This is a genomic window from Bacillus sp. IS1, assembly GCF_032461585.1.
Taxonomy (GTDB): domain Bacteria; phylum Bacillota; class Bacilli; order Bacillales; family Bacillaceae; genus Bacillus; species Bacillus velezensis.
Map to the genome: position 1 here is coordinate 1,628,721 of NZ_JAWCWR010000001.1, position 24,992 is coordinate 1,653,712.

General features: G+C 44.6%; 28 protein-coding genes, 1 pseudogene and 1 other annotated feature. Of the genes and pseudogenes, 5 read left to right on the top strand and 24 right to left on the bottom strand.

Annotated elements, in window-relative coordinates:
• Positions 1-50: 50 nt before the first annotated feature.
• Both RUW00_RS07880 and RUW00_RS07885 read left to right on the top strand, forming a co-directional pair.
• Positions 51-1,202, top strand: a complete 1,152-nt coding sequence (locus tag RUW00_RS07880; protein ID WP_280145353.1) for an IscS subfamily cysteine desulfurase — start codon at positions 51-53, stop codon at positions 1,200-1,202.
• Positions 1,199-1,741: a transcription repressor NadR gene (locus tag RUW00_RS07885; protein ID WP_182071877.1), complete on the top strand. Its 543-nt coding sequence runs from the start codon at positions 1,199-1,201 to the stop codon at positions 1,739-1,741. The genes RUW00_RS07880 and RUW00_RS07885 overlap by 4 nt, the downstream gene beginning before the upstream one ends.
• Before the next feature lie 25 nt (positions 1,742-1,766).
• On the opposite strand, the gene pheA is transcribed toward RUW00_RS07885, so the two are convergent.
• The 17 genes and pseudogenes from pheA to RUW00_RS07970 all read right to left on the bottom strand — a co-directional run bounded on the left by pheA (position 1,767) and on the right by RUW00_RS07970 (position 14,030).
• Positions 1,767-2,624 (bottom strand): prephenate dehydratase, encoded by an 858-nt coding sequence (gene pheA, locus RUW00_RS07890; RefSeq protein WP_014418542.1) that lies wholly within the window; start codon positions 2,622-2,624, stop codon positions 1,767-1,769.
• Positions 2,625-2,637: 13 nt separating this feature from the next.
• Positions 2,638-3,081 carry a transcriptional regulator ThrR gene (thrR, locus tag RUW00_RS07895; protein WP_007408173.1) on the bottom strand — a complete coding sequence of 148 codons (444 nt, stop codon included), beginning with the start codon at positions 3,079-3,081 and terminating at the stop codon, positions 2,638-2,640.
• A 53-nt stretch (positions 3,082-3,134) separates the two neighbouring features.
• The gene (gene obgE / locus RUW00_RS07900; protein WP_007408172.1) at positions 3,135-4,421 is read right to left on the bottom strand and encodes a GTPase ObgE; all 1,287 of its coding nucleotides are present in this window, start codon (positions 4,419-4,421) and stop codon (positions 3,135-3,137) included.
• Positions 4,422-4,452: 31 nt separating this feature from the next.
• Positions 4,453-5,031 (bottom strand): sporulation initiation phosphotransferase B, encoded by a 579-nt coding sequence (locus RUW00_RS07905; protein WP_014418543.1) that lies wholly within the window; start codon positions 5,029-5,031, stop codon positions 4,453-4,455.
• A gap of 317 nt (positions 5,032-5,348) precedes the next feature.
• Positions 5,349-5,633: a 50S ribosomal protein L27 gene (gene rpmA / locus RUW00_RS07910; RefSeq protein WP_003152662.1), complete on the bottom strand. Its 285-nt coding sequence runs from the start codon at positions 5,631-5,633 to the stop codon at positions 5,349-5,351.
• A gap of 12 nt (positions 5,634-5,645) precedes the next feature.
• Entirely contained in the window at positions 5,646-5,987 is a 342-nt protein-coding gene (locus RUW00_RS07915; RefSeq protein WP_012118103.1) for a ribosomal-processing cysteine protease Prp, read from the bottom strand.
• 2 nt (positions 5,988-5,989) lie between these two features.
• Positions 5,990-6,298, bottom strand: coding sequence for a 50S ribosomal protein L21 (gene rplU, locus RUW00_RS07920; RefSeq protein ID WP_003152660.1), 309 nt, complete (start codon positions 6,296-6,298; stop codon positions 5,990-5,992).
• Between the two features lie 13 nt (positions 6,299-6,311).
• Positions 6,312-6,385: a sequence feature (ribosomal protein L21 leader region), on the bottom strand.
• Between the two features lie 58 nt (positions 6,386-6,443).
• On the bottom strand, positions 6,444-7,310 hold the full coding sequence (locus RUW00_RS07925; protein WP_014418544.1) for a M50 family metallopeptidase: 867 nt from the start codon (positions 7,308-7,310) through the stop codon (positions 6,444-6,446).
• Positions 7,303-8,106, bottom strand: coding sequence for a M23 family metallopeptidase (locus tag RUW00_RS07930; protein ID WP_014418545.1), 804 nt, complete (start codon positions 8,104-8,106; stop codon positions 7,303-7,305). Before RUW00_RS07930 ends, RUW00_RS07925 begins: the two co-directional genes overlap by 8 nt.
• Before the next feature lie 127 nt (positions 8,107-8,233).
• A complete protein-coding gene (gene minD / locus RUW00_RS07935) occupies positions 8,234-9,037 on the bottom strand; it encodes a septum site-determining protein MinD (RefSeq protein WP_003152655.1) in 804 nt (267 codons plus the stop codon).
• A gap of 2 nt (positions 9,038-9,039) precedes the next feature.
• Positions 9,040-9,720 carry a septum site-determining protein MinC gene (gene minC, locus RUW00_RS07940; RefSeq protein ID WP_003152653.1) on the bottom strand — a complete coding sequence of 227 codons (681 nt, stop codon included), beginning with the start codon at positions 9,718-9,720 and terminating at the stop codon, positions 9,040-9,042.
• A gap of 53 nt (positions 9,721-9,773) precedes the next feature.
• Entirely contained in the window at positions 9,774-10,292 is a 519-nt protein-coding gene (gene mreD, locus RUW00_RS07945) for a rod shape-determining protein MreD (RefSeq protein ID WP_003152650.1), read from the bottom strand.
• On the bottom strand, positions 10,289-11,152 hold the full coding sequence (gene mreC, locus RUW00_RS07950; RefSeq protein WP_007408166.1) for a rod shape-determining protein MreC: 864 nt from the start codon (positions 11,150-11,152) through the stop codon (positions 10,289-10,291). The genes mreD and mreC overlap by 4 nt, the downstream gene beginning before the upstream one ends.
• A gap of 30 nt (positions 11,153-11,182) precedes the next feature.
• Positions 11,183-12,196 (bottom strand): cell shape-determining protein MreB, encoded by a 1,014-nt coding sequence (gene mreB / locus RUW00_RS07955; RefSeq protein WP_003152647.1) that lies wholly within the window; start codon positions 12,194-12,196, stop codon positions 11,183-11,185.
• A gap of 91 nt (positions 12,197-12,287) precedes the next feature.
• Positions 12,288-12,590 (bottom strand): annotated as a pseudogene (gene radC / locus RUW00_RS07960) (RadC family protein); the annotation flags it as partial.
• A 181-nt stretch (positions 12,591-12,771) separates the two neighbouring features.
• Complete coding sequence (locus RUW00_RS07965; protein ID WP_164906834.1) at positions 12,772-12,918, bottom strand: hypothetical protein; 147 nt, start codon at positions 12,916-12,918, stop codon at positions 12,772-12,774.
• Entirely contained in the window at positions 12,918-14,030 is a 1,113-nt protein-coding gene (locus RUW00_RS07970) for a Rap family tetratricopeptide repeat protein (protein ID WP_172870027.1), read from the bottom strand. The genes RUW00_RS07965 and RUW00_RS07970 overlap by 1 nt, the downstream gene beginning before the upstream one ends.
• Before the next feature lie 300 nt (positions 14,031-14,330).
• Here RUW00_RS07970 and RUW00_RS07975 point away from each other — a divergent pair, with 300 nt between their 5' ends.
• The 3 genes from RUW00_RS07975 (at position 14,331) to RUW00_RS07985 (ending at position 17,312) form a co-directional block, all read left to right on the top strand.
• Positions 14,331-15,983 carry a T7SS effector LXG polymorphic toxin gene (locus tag RUW00_RS07975; protein ID WP_315956566.1) on the top strand — a complete coding sequence of 551 codons (1,653 nt, stop codon included), beginning with the start codon at positions 14,331-14,333 and terminating at the stop codon, positions 15,981-15,983.
• On the top strand, positions 15,980-16,411 hold the full coding sequence (locus RUW00_RS07980; RefSeq protein WP_045510257.1) for an SMI1/KNR4 family protein: 432 nt from the start codon (positions 15,980-15,982) through the stop codon (positions 16,409-16,411). The genes RUW00_RS07975 and RUW00_RS07980 overlap by 4 nt, the downstream gene beginning before the upstream one ends.
• A gap of 157 nt (positions 16,412-16,568) precedes the next feature.
• A complete protein-coding gene (locus tag RUW00_RS07985; protein ID WP_315956567.1) occupies positions 16,569-17,312 on the top strand; it encodes a hypothetical protein in 744 nt (247 codons plus the stop codon).
• Between the two features lie 44 nt (positions 17,313-17,356).
• On the opposite strand, the gene RUW00_RS07990 is transcribed toward RUW00_RS07985, so the two are convergent.
• Genes RUW00_RS07990 through RUW00_RS08020 form a run of 7 tightly spaced genes read right to left on the bottom strand, consistent with a single transcriptional unit; the run spans position 17,357 to position 24,989 of the window.
• On the bottom strand, positions 17,357-18,370 hold the full coding sequence (locus RUW00_RS07990; protein ID WP_315956568.1) for an N-acetylmuramoyl-L-alanine amidase: 1,014 nt from the start codon (positions 18,368-18,370) through the stop codon (positions 17,357-17,359).
• 48 nt (positions 18,371-18,418) lie between these two features.
• Positions 18,419-18,841: a phage holin family protein gene (locus RUW00_RS07995; protein ID WP_045510252.1), complete on the bottom strand. Its 423-nt coding sequence runs from the start codon at positions 18,839-18,841 to the stop codon at positions 18,419-18,421.
• Positions 18,842-18,892: 51 nt separating this feature from the next.
• Positions 18,893-19,081 (bottom strand): XkdX family protein, encoded by a 189-nt coding sequence (locus RUW00_RS08000; protein ID WP_045510247.1) that lies wholly within the window; start codon positions 19,079-19,081, stop codon positions 18,893-18,895.
• Positions 19,078-19,440: a hypothetical protein gene (locus RUW00_RS08005; RefSeq protein ID WP_240679707.1), complete on the bottom strand. Its 363-nt coding sequence runs from the start codon at positions 19,438-19,440 to the stop codon at positions 19,078-19,080. The genes RUW00_RS08000 and RUW00_RS08005 overlap by 4 nt, the downstream gene beginning before the upstream one ends.
• A complete protein-coding gene (locus RUW00_RS08010; RefSeq protein ID WP_315956569.1) occupies positions 19,437-20,669 on the bottom strand; it encodes a phage baseplate upper protein in 1,233 nt (410 codons plus the stop codon). Before RUW00_RS08010 ends, RUW00_RS08005 begins: the two co-directional genes overlap by 4 nt.
• A 16-nt stretch (positions 20,670-20,685) precedes the next feature.
• Positions 20,686-23,247 (bottom strand): peptidase G2 autoproteolytic cleavage domain-containing protein, encoded by a 2,562-nt coding sequence (locus RUW00_RS08015; RefSeq protein ID WP_315956570.1) that lies wholly within the window; start codon positions 23,245-23,247, stop codon positions 20,686-20,688.
• Positions 23,248-23,285: 38 nt separating this feature from the next.
• Entirely contained in the window at positions 23,286-24,989 is a 1,704-nt protein-coding gene (locus RUW00_RS08020; RefSeq protein WP_315956571.1) for a phage tail spike protein, read from the bottom strand.
• Positions 24,990-24,992: the final 3 nt, after the last annotated feature.

A 24,992-nucleotide genomic window follows, 5' to 3' on the forward strand; every position in this document is an offset into this window, starting at 1 on the left:
AAAATAAACTCAAGCTTTTTTTTAACATAAACGGATAGGAGACGGGCTGTATGATTTATCTTGATTACGCGGCGGGAGCGCCTTTAAGCAAAGAAGCCGCGAAAGTCTTTCAGCATCTCAGCACAGAGGTATACGGCAATGCAAGCAGCCTTCATGACGCCGGAGGAAGAGCGGCGGACGTGCTGGAATATTGCAGACATTCTGCAGGAAAATTGATCGGCGGAGCGGCAGACGGCATTTACTTTACAAGCGGCGGAACGGAAGCGAACATCTTGGCCGTCCAATCATTGCTGCACGGTCTGCCCGATCACAAAAAACATTTTATTACGACCGCAATGGAACACCATTCGATCCATAATGCTGCGGCGTTTTTAGCTGATCGGGGAATTGATGTCACCATCATATATCCCGACGAGAACGGACTTATAACCGAGGACATACTGGCGGCTCATATCCGTCCTGACACGGGGCTCGTTTCCATACAGCACGCCAATTCAGAAACCGGCCTCATCCAGCCTGTGAATCGTCTGGCCGCTTTTCTTCACCAGAGAAACATTTTGCTGCATTGCGATTGTGTTCAAAGTTTCGGCAAACTGCCGATTGATGCGGATCAGGCGGGAATCGACGCCCTTTCCGTCTCCGGTCATAAAGTATACGGCCCGAAAGGCACCGGGGCTGTTTACATTCGGCCCGGTGTCAGCTGGAACCCGGTTTATCCGCATACCGTGCATGAAAACGGGTTCAGGCCCGGTACGGTGAATGTGCCGGCCATCGGCGCTTTTACCGCTGCTGCGGAGTATGCAGTGAAACATATGGAGGAACACCGTGAGCATGCTGACAGGCTGAGGAATTATTTGTATGACCAAATTCGGCGTCAAGGCCTCCCCATTTCATTTTCAGAGGAAGAAACCGGCGGTGAATGCCTGCCCCACATTGTCGGGTGTTTTTTTCACTCCTTTGAAGGACAATATATTATGTTAGAATGTAATCGTAACGATATTTGCATCTCAACCGGGAGCGCATGTTCCGCCGGCAGCCACGGCTCTTCTTCAGCTATGAAGGCGCTGAGAAAAACCGAACGGGAAGCGCAGCAGTTTTTCCGAATCTCATTCGGAAACGAAACAACATGTGAACAGCTCGATATGCTGATACATACATTTACGGCGCTATGGGAGCAAAAGAAAGGAGAATCAGCAATTTGACAGAAGGAACGAAGCTTACTGGGGCGAAAAGACGCGACATGCTGCTTCATTGGCTGAAAGAAGCCGGCTCGCCATTAACAGGAGGCGAATTGGCCAAAAAAGCAAATGTCTCAAGACAGGTGATCGTGCAGGACATATCACTCTTGAAAGCAAAAAACGAGCCGATCATCGCGACGAGCCAAGGCTACTTATACATCAGCATGAATGCCGGCGGCGAAAAAAACGCCGAACGGATTGTCGCCTGTCTGCACGGCCCGGAGCGGACGGAAGAAGAGCTTGAACTCATTGTCGATGAAGGCGTCACCATAAAGGACGTCATTATTGAACACCCCGTATACGGCGATTTAACCGCCGCCATAAGAGTCAGCACACGGAAAGAAGTCAAACAATTCATGGATCACATTAACTCGACAAATGCCGCTTACCTTTCACAGCTGACCGGAGGCGTGCACCTCCATACGTTAAGCGCCCCGACAAAAGAGCGGATTGACCAAGCCTGCCAAGCGCTGGACGACGCGGGTATTTTAATAAAAGATTAAAAAAAAGCCCCCTGAAGGGCTTTTTTTATATCGAATAGGATTGATATGTTCCCAGAAGCTTGACCCGGCAGCCGAGGGCTTCCATCTCTTGAACGGCACCGGGAATGAGAACCTGATCCATCGCCTGTTCAATATCAATAATAAAGAAATAGTTGCCGAGACCCGTTTTTGTCGGGCGCGATTCGATCTTTGATAAATTCAGGTTTCTCCATGAAAAAGCGGACAGCACCCTGTGCAGCGCACCTGATTGGTCATCTTGGGGAAGCGTTACCATCATCGTCGTTTTCGGCCGTGAAGACAGTTTCGCATTCACTTCGAATGAGACGTCTTTTTCAGGTGAAAGAATGACAAATCTCGTGTGGTTGTCCTGATAATCCTGAATATCCCGCTTTACGATGCTCAATCCGTATGTAGCGGCGGCCATTTCATTTGCAATCACGCCGATCGGAAGGTCCGAATGCTCACTGACATACTTGGCAGCCGCACCTGTTGACTTCGCATACTCATAAGGAACGGACGAAAAATGCCGGTGAAGAAATTTGTGGCATTGCGCAATCGCATGGGAATGAGAATAAATTTTCTCAAGCTTTTTCCACTCATTTTCTCTCGAAGGGTGAACGAGCAGATGCTGGTGAATCGGCAGCGTCATTTCCCCCACGATCGCAAGAGGCTGCTCATGAATCAAATAGTCAATCGTTAAGTTAACCGAGCCCTCCAGCGCGTTTTCCAAAGGAACAAATGCAAGATCAACTTCTCCCGCAACCGCCGCATCCATGCATGCCGGTATTGTTTGATAAGGTACTTGTGTCACGCTGTTTTGAAAGCAGGAACTGACTGCTAGATGTGTAAATGTGGCTTCTGGCCCTAAATAACCGACTTTCATGTCTCTTCTCTCCTTACGCGCCTGACCCTAAGATCTCAACTTTTTCTATAAAATCAAATTTTCTCAGTTTATTCATTAACGTATGAATGTTTTCTTCCATTGCGGACGTACTGATTGAGAGCGTGACATTCGCCCTGCCCTGAAGCGGAATCGTCTGGTGAATGGAAAGCACGTTGCTTCCTGAGTCAGCCACCGCCTGCAAAAGCTGGGATAACGCGCCTGACCGATCCTCCAAATGAAAGAAAAGTGTGATTATTTGTTCTTTAACCATCGTGTAAAAAGGGAAAACCGCATCTCGGTATTTGTAAAAAGCGCTTCTGCTTAAATCAACTTTCTGCACGGCATCTGCAACCGATTCAGCCTTTTTTCTGTCGAGCAGCTTTTTGACTTCAAGGGTTTTCCGCATCGCATCAGGCAGAACGTCTTCACGCACTAAATAAAATGTCTCTTCTTTCACCTGCACCCCTCCCTTTTACATCAGAGAGCCTGCATCGCAAGCTCTCCGTTTTTTTAATCAATAAATTCAAATTCAAATTCAAGAAGCCGGATGATATCGCCGTCTTTAGCACCGCGTTCTCTGAGCGCTTCATCAACGCCCATACCGCGCATCTGTCTTGCAAAACGCTTGACGGATTCGTCACGGGAGAAGTCAGTCATTTTAAAGAGGCGTTCCAGGCTGTCACCTGAAAGCACAAACGCACCGTCCGGATCACGGGTAATGTTAAATGGAATTTCTTCATCTTCCATCGTGTACATCACGCGGTTTTCCGCCAGTTCTTCTTCATCATACAGCGGGAATTCAGGCGTTGTTTCCAGCTGGTTGGCGACTTCAAACAGAAGATCGCGGAGCCCTTCTCTCGTCACCGCGCTGATCGGGAAGACAGGGTGATCATCCTGAAGCTTTTCTTTAAACGCTTTAAGATTTTCAGCCGCTTCGGGCATGTCCATTTTATTCGCAACGATAATTTGCGGACGCTCCGTCAGCCGCAGATTATATTCACTGAGCTCCTGATTAATGGTCACATAATCCTCATACGGATCACGGCCTTCCATCGCTGACATGTCAATGACGTGAACGATGACGCGCGTCCGTTCGATATGGCGGAGAAATTGGTGGCCTAAGCCGACTCCTTCATGCGCTCCTTCAATCAAACCGGGCAGATCCGCCATGACGAAGCTTCTTCCGTCATCCGTTTCCACCATGCCCAGATTCGGAACAAGCGTTGTAAAATGATAATCGGCGATTTTCGGCTTTGCCGATGAAACGACAGACAGAAGCGTAGATTTTCCGACGCTCGGGAAGCCGACGAGACCTACGTCTGCAAGCACTTTCAGTTCAAGCACGATATAGCGCTCTTTTCCGGGCTCTCCGTGCTCTGACAGCTGCGGTGCCGGGTTGGCCGGTGTCGCAAAGCGGGTATTTCCGCGTCCGCCGCGTCCGCCTTTTGCGATGACGGCGCGCTGCCCGTGCTCAGTCAGATCGGCAATGACCTGTTTTGTATCGTCATCCGTTACGACTGTGCCGGGCGGAACTTTAACAACCATATCGTCCGCATTTCTGCCGTGCTGGTTTTTAGACATGCCGTGCTCGCCGCGTATCGCTTTGAAATGCCGCTGGTACCGGAAGTCCATGAGCGTGCGCAGTCCTTCATCAACCTCAAAAACGACGTCGCCTCCATTACCTCCGTCACCGCCGGCAGGCCCGCCTTTCGGCACATATTTTTCACGGCGGAACGCAACCATTCCGTTACCGCCGTCGCCGCCTTTTACATATACTTTCACCTGATCTACAAACATAATATCCTCCGTTCTAAACCGTAAAAAACCGCTAGTTCATTCCAATTTCGGCCACACATTCATGGCCGGTCAGCTCAAATTGCATGACATCAAAGTCCTCATACCGGGATTTGCGAAATTCATCAAACACATCTGCATTTGCAATCGTTCCATGAAAATCGAGATATACAATAAGCTGTCTGTCAGGGTGATCCGTCTGCAGCGATACGGTCAGATGATTTTCACTTTCATTGTTTACCGCCAGACCGAACAGATGAAACAGTTTTCTCATCAGGTTCGACAGCTTTTGATCATATGCCGATAAATCTTTAATTTCTCCGAGCACTTCGTATTCGAGCCTCATATAACGGGACTTCCAATTAAATGTAAGAAAGTCAAACGCCAAGTGCGGGGTTTTCAGGTTTGAGAGCTTTGATTCGTGCTTTGCATCTATGACCATTTCGTCAATAATTTCAACGACCCTGTCATACTTCTGCAAACTTAAGTTTCCTTTTATCAGCTGCAGCTTATTCATCCAATCATGACGGAAATGGCCCATTAATTGGATCAGCTCATTGATCAGAGCCGCATCGCTTACAGGTTCTTCTTGTTTCTTCGATACATCCTTCATTTTCGCACTCCCAATCGTTTAATTTCTTTTTAGGAGTCTTGATAAGTGTGTACTATGAATTATAACAGAGAAGGCTTTGTTAAAAAAACACTTGTTTTTCCTGGTTCATCATGTTCCTTTTTCGGATCGCATACAATGCGGATGCCAGGCAGAAACATTTTTGGTATCACTGCTTGGGGAACATATCCAGTGGGTATGGGAAGCTGATGTCCTCATTCAAGGCGGGGTTCACTCACGCATCCTCTGCTTTTCATTCTTGATGTTACTCCGCTTACTGCAAAAAAAACTCCAGTCAACGACCGGAGTTTTTTGTGTCATTATTGAGCTACAGGATATACGCTCACTTTTTTGCGGTCACGGCCGAAACGTTCGAATTTAACAGTTCCGTCGATTTTAGCAAAAAGAGTGTCATCTCCTCCGCGGCCCACGTTTTCACCTGGGTAGATTTTCGTTCCGCGTTGACGGTAAAGGATAGATCCGCCTGTTACGAATTGACCGTCTGCACGTTTAGCGCCTAAACGTTTAGATTCAGAGTCACGTCCGTTCTTTGTAGAACCTACACCTTTTTTAGAAGCGAAAAACTGAAGATCTAATCTAAGCATGTAACTCACCTCCTATATTTGGTTTGCAGTCAACCGTAAGTGTTCACTGTAATCCCGCTCGATCGTTTCAAGAGAAACAATCATGCCTTCAATCAGCAGCTGCGCTTTTTGCAAAGCTTCCTGATCAGCGGCTTCAGGGAATTCAAAGTAGAAATAACCCCCGTCCTCGCCTATATCAAGAATCGGTTCGAGAGGAGCCAGCGCGATAACCGCATTGACCGCTCCGAAAACGACAGCCGTGACCCCGGCGCATACGAGATCTCGTCCATGTTCAGCAAAATCGGCATGTCCCGTCATTTCAAAGGACAAAATGCCCCCGTCATTCCGGGATCTTCGAATTGTTGCCTCAATCATGCTTACGCGTTGATTTTTTCGATTGTCAATTTAGTATAAGGCTGACGATGACCTTGTTTTTTATGAACATTTTTCTTTGGCTTGTAACGGAAAACAGTGATTTTTTTCGCACGGCCTTGTTTTTCAACTTTAGCTGTAACTGTCGCGCCTGCAACTGTTGGGTTGCCGACTTTCACGCTGTCTCCGCCAACAAACAATACGTCTTCAAACGTCACTGTTTCACCTGCTTCAGCAGCAAGTTTTTCGATGTAAACAGTTTGACCTTCTTCAACTTTGATTTGTTTTCCGCCTGTTTTAATGATTGCGTACATTCTCTGCACCTCCTATTAGACTAAGACTCGCCAGCAACAGGGGGCTTTAAAGCTCTTATCACCTGTCCCGAGCGGTTGTAGCATTGGTGCTACATCCATAACATTAAAAAATATATCAGAACCAAAAGGATATGTCAATCTATTTCTAGTAAGGCAGCAGCAGGTCTTCCATAGAGGAATCTGTCCGTTTATCGGCAAAATACGCATGAAGCACTTCATTTTCATCGAGCTGGCTGAGCTTTTCGCCAGCTTTTTCAACGATAATGGGGTGCTTGCATCCCCGTTTGAATTCGGCCATGACATGCTTCACTTTGGCATCGGCCGCGACCGTCAAAGGATGCAGCATGGTGACATCACGGTTTTTGCCGTAGTATCTCTCCAAAAGAAACCTCAGCTGAATATAATGCCGCTTCCGGTATTCATCCCATAAAGAAGCGGCGAGAAAGACGAACAGCACCCATGCGCTGACCTGAAGGGGGACGGCCAGCACAATCCAGCAGCAGAGCAAAAGCGCGGAAACGGCCGATGTCTGCAGGCTGAGGAGATGCGCTTTTTGAAAAGCCATTTGTTTAGAAAAGTATAAAAACACAAACTTTCCGCCGTCAAGCGGCCAGATCGGCAAAAGATTGATGAAAAGAATGGAGAGATTATAAAAGGTAAACATCTCAAATGTCTGCTCACTTGCAAAACCTGACATGAAAAAGAGCCAGGCTGCCGCCTGAAGCCACACATGCTGAAGCGGGCCCGCCAGGATGACCGCAAATTCCTCTTTAAGCGGCCGGTTTCCGTGCTCCTCCACCTCAACCGTCCCGCCGAAAGGGAGCAGAAAGATTCGTTTAATGCGCCACGAAAAAAACACAGCCAGAGCAGCATGCCCCAGCTCATGAACGGATACGACCAGCAAAAGACACAGCAGCGCTTTGATGTGCCCCGTCATAAGACCAAGCCCCATGATAATCCAAAGAAAAGGATGGACATGAACTTTGAAAAGGAGGCTGAGCCATTTATTCATCAAAAGTGATCACCTGGATCGGATCTATGAATTTATCGCCATCCTGGATCGCGAAATAGTACTGGCCTTTACTTTTATCGTTGAGCTTGATCGAACCGATCTTTTTCCCTTTATCGACAAAGTCATACAATGAAACGTTAACATCTTTTAGCCGGCCGTAAATGCTGCTGGTATTGTCGGCATGCTGCACCTTCACCGTCAGTCCTGTTTTTTTATCTTTGCTCACTTCCATAATGTAGCCTTCTTTTACGCTGTCAATGGCTTCGCTGGCGGTTTCGACGACGACGCCCTCTCCGTTATTTTGAAAGTCCTGCTGGATTTTCCCCGCGGCAGGAACGGCCATATCCTGACTGACCGCCACCTGACCGTCCTTCTTTTTCGTTCCCGGCGTAAGAAAAGCGAGCGGGTTTCCGAAGGAAGATACGAACCAATTGCTTACGGCAGCAAACTGAAATTCTTTTTGAAAGGTTTGTGCGATCGCCGGTTTGATCTGACTCAGCGGCTGTTTGTCGGTTTTATAGGCAATAGCGGAGATCAGTACGAGACAGGCGGCCAGCAGGCATTTTAAAATAATAGAATGAGCGCTGATCAATGGATGCCGTCCGTTAAATTCGGGCGGGTGTTCCGTTTGATATTCGTAGTCCGGTAGAAGCTTGTGCTTTTCCTGCTCCTTGACCGTCTGCCACGCGGGAAAATTCTGTGTTTGGGCGTTTTGAACGAAAGTAAGTTTTGATTCAGGCCGCTGTTTTCTTCTTTTGGCCAGTCTTTTTCTAATTTCATCAGCTCTGTGACTCATCGCCATCATCCTTTGCAATCGTTGGGTTTGTACATCCTATGTCTTGTCCATTGCAAATATGCGCTCTTGAAAAACAAAAAAGACCTGATAAGCTGGGCTTCATCAGATCTTTGTATTCTGGTATATATTATGAACGCACGCCGAAAAATGACTTGATTTTCGCCATCATCCCTTTTTGCTGCTCTTCAAGCACCTGCAAAGGAACGGATTCTCCTAAAATGCGCCGGGCGATATTGCGGTACGCAATGCTGGCGCGGTTTTTGGAATTCATGGCAATCGGTTCGCCGATATTTGAAGCCCTGATCACTTCATCATCGTCAGCAACGATTCCGAGGAGATCAATAGACAGATGATGAACAACTTCATCCACATCCATCGTGTCACCGTTTTTCACCAGGTGATTTCTGATGCGGTTCACGATAAGGCGCGGCGGTTCAATATCTTCCTGCTCCAAAAGTCCGATAATGCGGTCAGCGTCCCGCACCGCTGATATTTCCGGCGTCGTCACAACAATCGCCTTATCAGCTCCGGAGACGGCATTTTTATAGCCTTGTTCAATTCCGGCCGGACAATCAATAATGACATAATCAAATTCCTGCTTAAGCTCCTGCACAAGCGATTTGATCTGCTCAGGGACAACAGCCGTCTTGTCGCTTGTCTGGGCAGCCGGCATTAAATGAAGCAGATCATCAAAACGTTTGTCTTTGACAAGCGCTTGATGCGTCTTGCATCTGCCTTCAATTACATCTACTAAGTCGTAAATAATTCTGTTTTCAAGACCCATTACGACATCAAGGTTGCGCAGTCCGATATCTGTGTCTACCAAACAGACGCGCTTCCCTAAAATGGCTAAGGCGGTACCGAGGTTTGCAGATGTTGTTGTTTTACCTACTCCGCCTTTTCCCGAAGTTATTACGATAGCCTCACCCAATTTCACATTCCTCCCTCAAGCCTTGTTAGATCAGGTCTTAAATGAGCCAATTGCTGAAGGCGTTCAATGACCATATTTCCGTCAGTATCTAAATAAGCACATTCCATGTCGTTCCCTTTTTGAATGTGGTCTGGGGAGCGATTTAACACGTGATTGATCCTCAATTGTGTCGGCATCATTTCGGATGCGGCGATCACAGCCCGATTATTTCCGTTATAACCCGCGTGGGCAATCCCTTTTAATGAACCGAGAACAAATATATTTCCTCCGGCTCTGATCGTACCGCCGGGATTCACATCTCCGATTAAAAGCAAATCTCCCGTCACGTGAAGCACCTGGCCCGAACGGACGATTTTGGAAACAGAAACAATTTCCTGCTCCTCTTTCATCCGCTGCGCTTCTTCTTTGGCGATGACTTCACTGTCAATTGAATGCACGACTAAATCTTTCTTTGACGCGATCAGATCAGTCAGCTGCTCTGCCTGTTCCTGATACAGATACCGATGCCCGAGTTTAATATGAACACTGATTTTTTGGCCTTTGCCATCAGTATATTGTTCAATCGACAGCATGTTTTGAAGACCATCGAGAAGCTCATCAAAAGAACACGCATCATCCAGATGCAATGTTAAGCCGTTTTTTGTTCCTTTTATTGTTACATATTGCTGCTTTTTGGTCTTCATCAATGTTCACCTCAACAACATACTCTTTTCGTCAAAAAAAGATAAAATCCTTTTTACTCATCTCTTAATTCTTTCTTCAGACTTATATAAAACAGCCTGAAGGGCAGGACTAATATAACGGCTCCCGCAATATTCAGCAAAGCGGTCGGCAAGAACCGCTGAATGACAAAATCGTTAAACGTCATTGTGCCGCTGCGGATTAACGTCTGAATGCCGTAGACGTAAAATTCAAGCACACATACGCTCAGCACCGCGACCAGAATGACCATCAGGGCGTTTGTCTGCAGCACTTTAAACGCTTTGGCCGCCAGATAGCATAAACCGGCAAAACCAAACATATAAACGCCTAAAACACCCGTATAATTGATGTCATAAAGAAATCCGAAAATGAAACCGTAGATCACCGCATGCTTTTGGTTGATATAAGCGGACATAAAAATCAGCGCAAGCAAAAGAAAATGCGGAACGACCTGCTGCTCGACGGAAACGAAAGGAAAACGCACCAGATCCGTATAGATGCTTTCCGCACAAAAGACCAAAATCATAATCAAAGGGAGAAGGAAACGTTTCACGATCCTTCCTCCCCTGTTGCTACGCTTCGGTTCACGACGATGACATGGTCAAGATCGTACAGGTCGGCAGCCGGTTTCACGTAAGCGATTTTCGTCAGGCCGTAAGCATCTGATTCTACATCGGTCACTTCCCCGACCGTCAGCCCTTGAGGAAATACGCCGCCCGTTCCGGATGTCTCCACGAGGTCGCCTTTTTTCACTTCACGTTTTTCATCCGGCTCAAGGATGGTCATTTTCAGAGTCTGTTTCTTTTTATCATACCCTTCAATTAAACCGTAGCCTTTGCTTCCCTTTTTGCCGGAGATTTTGGTGGCCACTCTGTTATTGCGGTCAACATCGCTCAGCAGCTGAACGGCGGATGTGAAACTGTTGAGTCCGCTGCTTTTGATCTTCCCGACCAGCGCACCCTTTTCGTTCGTGACAGCCATGTCTTTGGCCACTTTCTGCTTCGTTCCCTTATTGATCATGATCTGCTTGTACCATTGATCAGGGTTTCTGGCGATAACGGTCGCTAAAATCGGATCATAGTCGGAAATTGATTTGACATGCCCGAGTTCATCACGCAGCTTCTTGTTTTCATCTTTGAGTTCTTGGAGCTTCGCTTCATATTGTGTCTGTCCGTCCAGCTTTTGTCTTAAGCGTTCGTTTTCCTTGTACGTGTTTTTCAGGTCTTTTATGTCCCCGAAGAACCCTGCAAAATATTCGGCAGGCGTGTGAAAAATGTTTTGAAATACTCCCGTCGTATCACCGATCAGCTTTTCAGGCCAGGTGGTATTACGGCCGTTCTTCAGCGAGAATCCAATCATAGCCACCAATATGATAATACACAGAAGTAATAGCATTAACCGTTTGTTCGGCATCGTGATACACCTCTTCTATTTAACTCCTGATTATCTTGTTTTTCCTTTGAAAAGATGGATGTGCTCCAGTGCTTTTCCAGTGCCGATCGCAACACAATCCAGCGGATCTTCAGCGATAAGAACAGGCATTTTCGTTTCGTCGCTGATGACTTTGTCGAGATTGCGGAGCAGGGCGCCTCCCCCTGTTAATACAATACCTCTGTCCATAATGTCAGCGGCCAGCTCAGGCGGTGTTTTTTCAAGCGTGCTCTTCACCGCGTCAACGATTGAGAGAACTGTATCACGCAGTGCATTTGCAATTTCCGTTCCCGTGATTTCGATCGTTTTCGGCAGACCTGTCAGAAGGTCGCGGCCGCGGATTTCCATTGACGCATTTTCTTCACCGGTTTCTGCTGAACCGATTTCCATTTTAATAGCTTCCGCCGTACGGTCACCGATCATCAGATTATATGTTTTTCTGATATAGCTGATGATTGAGTCGTCCATTTCGTCACCGGCTACGCGGATTGACTGAGACGTAACAATGCCGCCTAAAGAAATGATCGCCACTTCAGTTGTTCCGCCGCCGATATCAACGACCATGCTGCCCGTCGGCTCCCATACCGGAAGATTCGCGCCGATTGCTGCCGCAAACGGTTCTTCAATCGGATAAGCGTCACGTGCGCCCGCTTGTCTTGTCGCGTCGATGACCGCCCGTTCTTCAACGGCCGTAATACCTGACGGCACACATACCATAACGTAAGGCTTTCTCGCAAACAATCCTTTATTTTTCACAGCCTGATTAATGTAGTATTTCATCATTGTCGCAGTTGTTTCATAGTCAGCGATAACGCCGTCTTTCATCGGACGGAGCGCAACCACGTTGCCCGGAGTTCTTCCGATCATGTTTTTCGCATCGTTACCGACCGCAACGATGGACTTCGTATCCGTTTGCAGAGCAACGACAGACGGCTCTCTCACTACGATTCCTTTACCTTTAACAAACACAAGCGTATTCGCGGTTCCCAAATCTATACCAAGGTCTCTTGTACCAATTCCGAACATATGTATGTATCTTCCTTTCTTAAAGCAAAAATACCCTAAAGGGAAAAACTCATAAAATCTATTATATCTTAAATCAACGAAAAAAAAAGTGTTACAAATATCCTTTTTCCTTTAAACTCACAAATTTTTTGTCACCAATGACCAAATGATCCAGCAGCTCGATGCCGATTAAATTTCCGCACTCAAAAAGCCGCCTGGTTACCTCTATATCTTCCCTGCTCGGTGTAGGATCTCCTGAAGGATGATTGTGAACGCAAATGAAGGACGCGGCGGATCGTTTGAAAGCTTCTTTAAACACCTCCCGCGGGTGGACAATAGATGAATTCAGACTTCCGATAAAAACGGTGCGTTTATGAATGACTTGATTTTTGGTATTTAAATATAAACATGAAAACTTTACACAAATACGAAAAAATCTTTAGGCCCACTAATGTTAGACGGCGCTAAAAATAAATGGTTTCACAAAAATGTTCGTTTTCAAAAAAATCATTTGAAAGCAAACCAAAAAAAGCCCTCTTACTCAGGGCTTGAATATAGTTAAAATAAAAAGCCCTGTCTGGGGCTTTTGCTCTTTATTACGTGCCAACTGGTTTTTCGGCTAATATATAGGTACCGACCGGCTTTTCAGCTACATGTTTATTAGAAAACCCCATAAAGCCCGCAACAGCTAACCCGCTCAAACAAGCAACAGATAATGCTGCAAATAGAATTCTCTTTTTCATCAAATTCCCTCCAACTGCTTCATTTTCATCTCAGCTAAAATAGCTTTATTAGAAAACTGCAGAGCCTCTTTATAAAGTCCCCTTTCTTCAAATTTTTTTGAGGCGATTAAAGCCAGATCACGAATGCTGTCAAAGTCATTTTTTTCTACTAATCTGTTCATATGACTGTGAATCCGATCAACGCGCTCATTCAAAGGACTTTGTGAAAGCTCATGAATAATGTTTATTTTAGCTTCGTATATTTTATTCTGTTTTTGTCTAAGATTTTCCTGTCCCTTTTTCAAATAATATGAGGCTTTATTGTTTTCCCCCATCATCACCAGCTCTTTTGCGATCATATATAATGAATTTATATAATACGATGATCTGCACCAGTCTTTATTTCTTAATGCATGCTTGATGGCATTAAGACAATCCTGCGACCGCTTCGCCTCTGAGTATGTAATGCTTAAATTGTGATGAATCATTGCTACGAAAAAAGAATCGCCCAATTTTTTTGCCACTTTAATTGCTTGCAAATAATGTTCCTCTGATTTTTCGTATTGTCCCAATTCAGTGTAATTATGAGCAACCACCATTAACGAGGTTGCAAATTTCTTCAAATAATTTTCGTTATTCTTATAGATATTCATTGCATTGGTTATATAATTTAACGATACGATGTTCTGGCCCAACATCATGTACATAGAGGCAACCTTTGAATAAAATTCTGCAGCTTCAATTTCATCCGGTATTAATGAAAGCTTTTTTTCAGCGATATTAAATAAACTTATGGCGCTCTCGAAATTTCTATTATATGACTCGTACAGCGCTTCAAATAAATAAAAATAATATTCAATCATATGGTCTGTTTTTTGGATTTTATCAGCGTGGTTTTCATTAAAATATGAATGGGAAGGCAACTCTTTACCTCTCACCTGATACAAAAGCATTCTATGACGCTCTTCCAACAAAGAATAGTACATTAAAACCTCTTGATCTTCTTCCATTTCATCTAAAAGCGGTTTGATCTCTTCAAAATATTTCTCAGCAGACTCAGCGTCTTGTTGTTTTATCGCGATATACCAATCATTTAATATATTTGCAACTCTTTCAGAAGCCAGTTTACTCATACGATAAACCCCTCTTTCTACAAATATTCTAAATTTTCTCAAACAATATTCTAGCATACGTTTAGCATAATATGTAATATATAGGAATAATTTTCGACATGCCGCAATTCTTATTTCGTTTTTACGCAATCAGAGGAAAGGGCAATTCAACCTATTTTTTGAAGTTCGAATCGAAGGATAATAGTAAAAATAAACCAACCCAAAAGAACTATTTTGTATTTGGAAGTTTTGTTATGTATTTACTCCGGCTTTCATCGTGGTAAAATTTTGAATAACATTTTATCACGAAAGGATATGATCATGAAAATCTTTGAAGCAACCACCCTGCTTTCTGCCGCCAAACAACGCGCAACCGAATACAAAGAATTGCGCAGCCAAATGAAGAACCTGAAAAATGCGTTCCAAGGCATGGCAGACCTGGGCGACAGCGATTTTTCGGGCAAAGGCGCCGACAACATCAAAGCTTTATTTCAAGATCACGCTGGCGTCACAGATGAATGGCTGGAATTGATTGATATGAAAATTGCGTTTCTCACAAGCATAGAAGCTATGATTGAAGATGCCGGCCTTTCAGACTCTTATGTGGAAGAATCTTTCCTTGAACATGAATTGACAAACGCACTTGATAAATCAAAAGCGATTATGCAAGAGCAGCGTAATGAAATGAAAGGTATCCTTGATGAAATCGCTGATATACTGCCGCTCGATCTCTTTTCAACCGATAACGTGGATCAAAAATTAGATGATTCTGATACAACAAAAAGAGATACAATACATAAAATTGGTGAGCTGGATAACAACCTTTCAAATGAATATGGGCTGTCAGAAGCTAATGAGGCGTTTATTATGGCAGATTTTCAGGCATTACAAGATGCGACAGGGAAAGGCAAAAACGCCACCCCACTCAACTATAATGCCAAGGCTTACCGGGAAAGTGAAATCCATCAGATGCAAGCAGGATTACATAAACAATCATCGGAATATCTTTCGTTCAAAAAACAGCAGGCAGAAGAAAGAAGAATTGCGAAGGAACAGGAAGAGCTCGCGAACAGACCTTGGTACGAAAAAACATGGGATGTCGTTTGTAATTTTACAGGAGAAGTTACTGGGTATTATGATTATAAAAGAGCGGCTGATGGAGTTGACCCAGTCACAGGTGAAAAACTCACTGCTGGTCAGCGAGTCGCAGCAGGGGGAATGGCAGCCGCAGGTTACATTCCAATTGTCGGGTGGGCCGGCCGTATCTTTAAAGGCGGAAAAGCAATCTATGCAACCGGAAAAGCAATTTACAAAGCAGATAAAGCGCTTGAAATATATAAAACTCCAAAAACCTTTAAAGCTCTTCAAAACTCTGACAAAGGACTTTATGGGCTTGCATCTGCGAACGGTTTTAGTGAGGGAATAACCGGTCGAGATATGTTCGGGAATAAAATATCGGACGAAGAACGAAATAACAGTATACACACTGCCTTAGCTGCATTTGTGCCGTTCGGGGTTCGTGGAGTTAGTGGGAAACTAAATGTAAAAGCAAATGGCACAACTAATAATTTCGTAATATTTAACAAAACTCATAAAGATTCAATGCCAAAACCAAAAGGTACGGGCCCTAGTGGTGGACGGTTACAATCCCATCATGGATTACAACAGCAGTGGGCAAAAGAAAACCTAAAAAAGTATGGTTATGATGCCAATAAAGCGCCTACTATAACTATTGAAACAGGAAAAGGGTTCCCCCACACTGAGATAAGTAAAAGACAGAACATGAGACGAAATGAACGGGTTGCTCAAGGGAAAGGGAAATGGGAATCGACTTTACAAGAAGAACTCAATCACACAGTGGAGGATTTAAAAGCAGCAGGGTTTTCTCATAAAACTATTGAAAATGTACTCGAACAACAATATAAGATGTTAGAGAAGCTCGGAGTAAAATTTGAAAGGATTGATTTGAAATGACTTTGCTCAATAAAATAAGCTCTCGTTTTTCAGTAGATGCGAAAGAAGCAGCGGCAACCGGAGAAGAAATCAAAGCATTAACAGAATTTTCCCCTATTAATGTACCATCGGATTATTTAGACATAGTAAGTGAAGCCACAGAAGTAGAAATAAATGTAGCTGGTGAAAAGTATATACGAATATGGAGTCCTGCTGGTTGTGTTGATATGAATGAATCCTATGAGATACAGGACTACATACCGAACTCGCTTGCTGTCGGCGACGATGAGGGCGGGAATGCTCTGATTTACTTCGAAGGAGCGGAAGGCTTTGGGTTATATATTGTGGGATTCGGAGATTTAGATCCCGAAGAAGCTGTAAAAGTTGCCCCATCTTTAAATGATTTATTAATTCAGGATACAGGTATAGAAAAAATATTAGAAAATTAATTTATGCCCTCTTATATAGAAGGGTTCTATTTTACTACAGTTTCGCTTTCGTACTCGACTCGTTTTCCGATTATAACAAAGTTTTTACAATGCATAGAAATGAATCCTCCTTTGCTTTAAAATGTAAACGTTCGTTTTAAAATAAGAGGGGGATCATATGATTATTCTTGGTATTATTGCAACATTAGCAACCTTTGTCTTTATTACAGCATTGATTTTTATCTTCTTTGAAAAAACTAAGAAAATAGGTAAACAAATAGCTCCAATAAGCCTTGTTTTGGCTTTATCTCTTTTTTTCATTATGGGTGCGTTGAATCGAGAGTCTCACGAATCCAAAACTGAGGATGTCACTGCTGCCACAGAAAGTACAGAAGAGGAGCCAATGTATTCTGAAGACGAGGAAGGCTCTGACGTTCAGAGTGTTGAGGATAACCAAAAAGAATTTAACTTCAGTCTTGAAGAATTTGTACAGACTTTCAATGAAGCGACTCGAGATATTGAAAGTGATGAAGATATTGAATCCACTGGTCTCAGTCGTATTAATAAAGATAATATCGGAGATTTTGAACTTACCGAAGCCAAAGATGGTACAATTTACACCAGAGAACTGAAAACAGAAACTGATAACTCCGGTGGAACTTTCACTTTGGAAGCATGGTATGACGAGAATCATAAATTCTATCGTTTACATTTATCCACTTCTGGTTCAGATAATATGGCTTCTCAAATAGGCCTGGTTAATACACTTGCGGTTTTTCATGCTTTAGGAATTGATATTAAGCATGTAAACGATCTTCTAAAAAGCGAGCAAAATACACTTGAGGTATTTGATGGTGACTATCTTGTTACACTAGCTAAAATTCCTCAAATGTCGTTAATTATAAATATTGAACCAAAATAAAAGCCCCTTTTGGGGGCTTTTTCATTATTTCAAAAGCGTTTTACTTAAACCATTTTTCCATATTGTCCAGACACATACCGGCGTTTGCCGCCGTGGATGACTTCCCAATAGCCTTTAGAGTTGTTTGAACCTTTAACAGAACCTGAGATGTTAATTGTCTTGCCGAGACCAATTGTATCCACATTCTTGGCGTTTTTACGGTCTGGTTTGTCCATAATAATGGCTGCACTTTTCACACCAACAATTTTAATTTTGCCTACAGACTTAATACCCCTGCTAGTCTTGTTTGAAGGTTTAGCAGGAGCAGATTTTGAAGGGGTTTTCCCTAACTCTGCATCGCTCTTGATATATCTTACATTAACGTAACCGCTGTATGTGGCTCCTTTAGAATTGGTATATTTAATGTAACCCCAACCATTTTGAGTTGATCCTTTTTTATATTGGACAGTCGAACCTTTAGGAAGAGCAAGCACAATAGACGAGTTGGCATTGCGTTGAGTTCTCACATTAAGGCTGTCAGCAACAACTGTATTTTTAATATAAGATTCTTTTGTTTTATCAACAGGAGAATTTACCGTTTTAGACGGGGCGCTGCTGATACCCGCTTTAAAGGAGTCCCATCGATCAAGCAGCTTGCGTGGACAATACTTGCCGGACCAGTGCTGGTGAGGGACCACGTTTGCAAGTGAAATCCCCTGCTCCTTCATGAGCTTTTTGATCAGCCATTGAGCATTCGCCATGGCTTTCTCAAAATCTCCATCGCTATTCTCACAGATTTCAATGCCGATAGATTTCCGGTTCCCGGTTCCGCGGTTTCCGTCTCCCGCGTGCCAGCCGTTCTCATTTAATGGCAGATGCTGATAAATCTCTTTGTCGTCTACTGTAAAGTGCCAGCTGGTGGGTGTTTCCGGATTTTTCTCATAACGGGCGTGCATGGCTGCGCTTGCCCCTTTTGCCGTGTTCGCCGTGTTGTGAACTGTGATGTATGCCGGGTTCATCGCATATCCCGGTCTGTTATTGTGTCCCACTGGAATAAAGTCTTTTGTGATTTTCACCATGTTTCATCGTCTCCTATTCTGTTTTGAAATATAAAAAAGCAGCCCGGTTTAACCAGCTGCCTGATCGTCTTTTTCTGTTTTCTGATCGTTGCCGCTTTCAATTACGTGAAGCCGGTCAGTGATGACGGCCGGAATTTTAACGCCGATCTGCGCCAAGTTTTCTGTGATGGACAGGCCCTCATTTGCAATATAAAAAAGAACGGTCGCAAAGGTCAGGACGCCGTTCAGATCCATAATCGTATCAATAGCATTCGCCACAATAACCACAAGGAAACTGAGCATCTTACGCACATAGCCGAACCATGCGCTACGACTCCGAAGCTCCTTGAATTTCCATGCCTTTATCACACCGGTAATAATGTCAATGATGTTCAGCACCAGCATTAAATCAAGATATTTCACCTCCCCAAAAAGATATGCTCTTGCGATCTGTAAGCTCTCAAAATTCATCCACACGTATATTCCCTCCAATTGTTATCACCTCCTTCGAGGCAAAATAAAAAACACCTCTCCGGGTGTTGATCAGTTTGCGGCGCCGCCTAAATCCACACTGACAGGCTGTTTTGTCATCGGATAGGTTAAGCCGGTTATTTGTTTGTATTCATCTTCTGTAAGTCTTCCCCACTCCACAAAACGGGCCACGTCTGCATTACTGTAATACTGCGGCCCCCATCCGTAGATGGTTTTAACGCTTGTAAACCAATCCATCATACCCCTTTCCCTCCCTCCGCCAGCATTAGATAAAGATTTGCAATCATTTGCGCTTGTGACTCGGCCAGGCTCTGCGCTTCCGCAAGCTGCGTTGTAATGGCCGCATTCTGAGCTTTCAATTCATCGACGGGAGAAGGAACCCGTCCGCTTTCAATTTGCTTTTCCAAGGATTTTTTCTCTTCCTCTGTGGCCGCCTCCGTCCATATCTTCTCAGCTGGATGATACATCGCCTTTATAAAAGAAGGAGGCTGGACCATTGTGCAATTATCAGGAATTGTATAGTTTCCTTCTTCATCAGGCTCAATTGGAACGGGTTTGGTCAAAATGAAATTTTCATCGTACTCATAAACCTGAATCATGCTGTCCCTCCTTCCTGAAAGCCCACGACCACATCCAGATAGTAACCTCCACCCATCTTACTTGAGTCCGCCGGGTCCGGGTATTTTATTTTCAAGTCTCCATCATCATAAATGATTAAATTGGCTGTGCCGCCTGTACCACTTAACGGCACTGATATAACGGAACCGCCAGTAGGTGCGTATTCCGCGGGGATGGAGCCGAATATAATTTCGGCGTCTGTTTTCACATGCCCCCGTAAGATTAAAAACGCCCCCCACTTTGCGTACATCGGTGTCCGCGTCCCTGCGGCGGCTCCGTTCTTCAGCATGATGTTTGCATAGGTGGCAGCCCCGTTCCATATCTTCCGTTCAGCTGCAGAGATATGCCGTTCTTGGTTGTAATTATGAGCTTTGAACTGCCGGGTCATATCATCCCAATACGCCTGATCTTCGGCCGTAACATGTATGTCCGTGTTATTGGCGTGCGTGTTTACCTTCTCCTGCGCCCCGCTTTCTGTTTCTTTACTGTCCCAAGCTTTCCGATCAGCTGCAGAAACATGCTTTTCTTGATCGTTCGCATGGGCGTCTACTTTCTTTTGCGCGCCGGAGGGGGTTTCCTTGGCATTCCACGCCTTTCTTTCGGCAGCCGTAATATGCTTTTCTTCATCATTCGCATGTTCATTTGTATAAGCCTTGGCCTTTTCCTCTGCAGCATCCGCTTTTTTCTGCGCGCCTTCTTTCGTTTCAATGGCTTCCAGATCGGCAAATTTCTTTTGTAATTCCTCGACAGTCTGGCTGATTTCTTCGACGATGCGGTTTATCCCGTCTCTCAGCGTTTCAAAATCGTCAATGTAATAGTCAGCTGTCGGAATGATGTTTTGATCTTCTAACGTTTTGGCGATAGAGAAAGTAAAAAATGAAGTCGCCAGCGCTTGCCCGTTCGTGTAATATAGTTTGATTTCAGCCTTAACCGTTCCGTAATGCTTGAGTTCTGCATTCGACAACACATATTCCGCTGTGCCATTTACCTTGTCAGTGATGGTAAGGCTCTTTTTATAAAACGATCCATCATCATACAGGAGAACAATTTTTGCGTCTACGGCTGACAGAGGCAACGGTACACCATCCTTTGCAAAAGAAAAAAACAGCTTTGCGCTGCCAGTGTCCTGCGTCATAAATTGTATATTTGTACTCCGGCCATTGATTGGATTTGTATTAATGTTGATCGGCACGCTGCCCGTTTTATACATCGTCGCTTATCCCTCCTTAGTGCTGCGGTGTAACCATCATTTGCGCCACACCGTATCCTTTTTCCGCATCGTACGGGGATTCAAATCTCATCACGGTTCCGTATCCGCCGCTTTCCGCCTTTGTCGCGATGCCGTCAACTGCTGAAACACTGTCACCGACGTTAACGGTATCATCAACGCGCACGAACACTTGACCAATTAATCCAACAATATGCCACTCGTCTCTTTCCTCTCGAGGCCTATACTCGGCTTCGGGGTCATAGTTCGGGTTCTCAGCTGGAATCGTAATGATATCATCGCCATCAAATACTTCCCGGTAGATAATGCCGCCAAATTCATCACGGAGAAAACGGTCATTCCAATAGAAAGCAGCTCCGCCAAGCACAACGCCGGCAGTCTTAGAAACGACCCCGAGTATCTTGTCGCCTTCTTGCGCTTTTCGGATTTTGTCCCCCTCTAACGCTACAAGATAAGATGCCTCTATCTTTGCTCCGTCAGCTGATTCAAAATACTCCGCCAAGTCTTTTAAATTCGATACACTTTCTATTGCGCCAGTAGCCTTGACTGTTCCATTCTTTGCGTTTAATTCAATTTTTTTGTTGGCTTCCGAGGCTTTGCCGTTTCCATGGCCTAAAGCCAATGTGTAAGATTTACTATTCTTGGTAGCCTTCGAGAACATGACACCCGAGGACGCCCCGTCTCCTGTTGTATGAGAATCGTATGAAAACATGACACCGTTGCGCGATCCTTCCGAGGAAGAACCTCCCGCATTTCCTGCAAGCAGATTGCGCTCACCCTTCGCGTACGTCGCCCCCGTACACGCAATAATCGCACTGTATTTCGTTAGTGCATGGCCGGAGCCGGAAGCTGCTCGAAAGCCTCCCTTGACGTTATTCGGAACGACTGAATGTTTTTCTCCGGCAAGGACAGCCGCATCTTTATAGCCGTAAGCTCTGACAAGAAAAATATTGGTCTGGGTGTTCGGGGATGTAATGCCGGCCGTTCCGCTTCCCACATGCATAAGCCCATTTAACAAGTTGACATTATACACACCGCCCCCTATCGCGATGCCGTTTCTTGCGGAATCATGGATAACAAAATCAGAAATAAACACATCGTCAGTCATCTGATCGCCGCCGGTAATATAGATGTCACAATCAGCCTTTTTAAACCCGGTTATATGCAAGTTGTTTACTGTTATCTTCCTACTCTTATACTGGAAAGCAACGATCGAGCCGTCTTTGTAATCATATGTTGGATCACCTATGGCTTTGAATCCGATAATCTGAACACGCTGGTACGCCGAAACGACAAGGGCTTTCGGAGCTAATCCTTCATAAAGCGAATTATAGACGGGTTCCCGGGATGTGCAGTTTATTAACGTCACATCACGAGCCGTCTCGCTCCAAGGGTCTTTTACAAGATGGTGATCAATATGCCGCAAATCAAATGAGCGAACGTCACGAAATGATTCATGACCGCGAATGTGAACGTCACTCGGTGCCGGCCATTCCTTATGGGCTTTTACCTCTACGCCCCGCACATTCCCCTCTGTATAATTATCTATAACCCAGACATGCTTGGAGCCGTCATCCACTTCAATTCCGTTTGAATTGGCTCCCCCTTTACGGTGTGCAGTGCCGCGCGGGTTCGTCATCACATTATTTGTGATGAAAATATACTCGCTGTAATGGGTCGTAATGCCGTCGTCACCATACCCCGAGCCAACACATTGATCAATCCAGATAAATTTGCTACCCGTTGCCGTGTAATCTTTTGCCGTAATGTCATAAGAAGGCGCTGATACATCAAAACAATGTAAGCCGGGATTAATGCCTTCAACGCCGCGTGCAATGCCAAACTTTACTTGTGCGAAAAGAAGACAGCTTGAATGTACACCTCCGGTTGCGCCTACGCCGCCCTGACGATCAGGATTCCAGTCAAGTGACATACCTTCCACCACGATATTCCGGTTGCCTTTCGCATGATCAGCATTTGTGACAACCCACTCACTGGCCGGCGTGTCCTCATGCAGCTTCAGCGTGGTGACGCCCATGCCCTGGCCGATCAAATACGTCCATGACGGCAGCTTGACGCCCCTTATGACGTATTCGCCGGCTGATAAATTGAGCCGCACCTTTCCGTTTCCGATCGCTCTTTTGAATGCTTCTGTGCTGTCTGTCTCCCCGGTAGGGTCGGCCCCGTAGTCGTCTACGTTAACGTTTCTGGTGATCTTACGTAGAAGTTTGTTATATTCCTTGTCAAGACGCTCTTTCAGCAGCGGGGCAATTTCCCCATCAGCAGTAACACGGGCATCTACTACTTCTTTTACATTTGTCCCGTCGGTATTAAGAATGAGATTGCGCACCCGATTATAGAGGCCGTCAATATAAGTTCGTAAAGAAAAGCCCCCGTGATCAATTTGCTCAGATGTATGCGCCGTAGCAGCTTTCTTATGACGTGTAATTTCACTTTCAAGCCCGTTTATGCTACTCTCGATAGCTTCCATATCACCAGATAGCTCATCCTCATAACGAGAGTTTCTAGTGGTATCGTAATTTTTTTTCAACCTCAACACTGTATTCACTCTCCTTTCGACAAAATAAAAAACGCCTATCAAAGCGCTGTCAGTATTTGATCAATATATCGTTTTTGTTCTCTCAGCTTTTTGGCCTGATTCACCGCAATATCTTGTATGTCTTTTCTGAAATTGGCAAAAGTCAGCTTCGGGCTGCTGTATGGATTCAACGGATTGTATTGAATCGTTAAGAGCCGCACATCATCCTCATAAGTCGTTCCGTCCGCTGTGTCGGCTAAAATGTGGACTGTATCGCCTTTCCAGAACGGCTTTTCAATCTTGAGCAATTTCGGTTCGTATACATATTGATAATCTACACTGACGACTGTTTCCGGATATGGATTCACATGTTTTTTCAGTGCAGAAACCATGCTGCCCGACTTTTTTATAGTTTCGTCTCTGATCGGGTCGGCCCACTTCGGCTTACCTTCCCGCAGGAATTTCTTTTCCTCTGGATGGATATACAAGATCGGCTCAAATACGTATTTCGGTTTTTTATCTGTGCTCTTACTGTCTTTAGACATCGCGCCGTATCCCCATGCACGAGTAGAACAGTTTTGCGAGTTGGTTTTGATACTGATGCCCGGCATATTGTAACGGGAGTCAAATGTGAAAGGGATCTCTTTCCCCATTTTCTTATAGACATGAATTTTATAATTATCCACGTCAAGCTCTAACTCATAATCATTTATGAGCTGATCTATTAATTCTGTGGAGTTTTTATCACCGAAATTCTCTTCTTCGGCTGTGGCGAATTTGCTTTCAGGCTCTTCCAGCACATATGAAAAATCAGTACCTTTTAACGCAATGTCAAAGGCCTCTTTTACGGTCAGTTTCTTCGTTAATGTATCATCCACTCGATTCTCAGCAAGCAAAACGGTAAAAATATGGTTGGCCGTGATTGTTTTTGTCAGGACGTTTTTAGCCTGCTTCAAGTCTACATCTGTAATATAGTATTTTTGTTGTTTGAATCTTCTTTCGTCAATGTAAAGAATATTGTCATTAACCAGTAAATCGAATTCAGTCGCATTGCTCTCTGTTTTGGTAATTGTAAAGGTAAAGCTCTTTTTCCCGGTAGTATCGTCTGTAAGATCAACGATCACGCCTGTTACTTCCACAACGTCATTTCCGTCTTTCGTGGAAACATGCAGCTGAGGAAAGTCCACATCTGACGGCAGTTTTTTATTAAGAGGGATGTCGTTACCCGCGTATTCTTTACTCGGAAAGCTCGGTTCCTCTTCTGGGGTCTCCGGGGATTCTGGATCATCAGGCTCGTTCGGCAATTCTGACGTATCGTCATATTGCATCAACTTATACTGTTCGATCATGATAATTAATTTATTAGCATAGTTGATGTCTGTTGCGTAGCCAGCTTTTTGAACGGCCCGGCATGCTTTTTTATAATCCGTTTCCCCTACCACTGCTTTATACCGATCAAGACGATTATATAAGCTTCCCAGATCGGCCAAACTCTCAGCGTATGAAGGGTACTTTCTGAATTTAGCTTGTACCCTCTCAACATTTCCGTATTTGTCCTGCTCGCTGGTCCACATCAAAACGTATTTTCCGTTATAGGTTCCCTTTATCCCAAACAAATTGTAAGCTTGTTTGGAAAGGCCACTCGTGCCGAACCCACTTTCCAGACAGCCTTGAGCAATGACAAGGCTGGCAAGGACATTATATTTTTTCCGTACCTTTTGCGCCCCGGGTACCAGCCTTTTAATAAAGTCAGCCACAGCCATGTC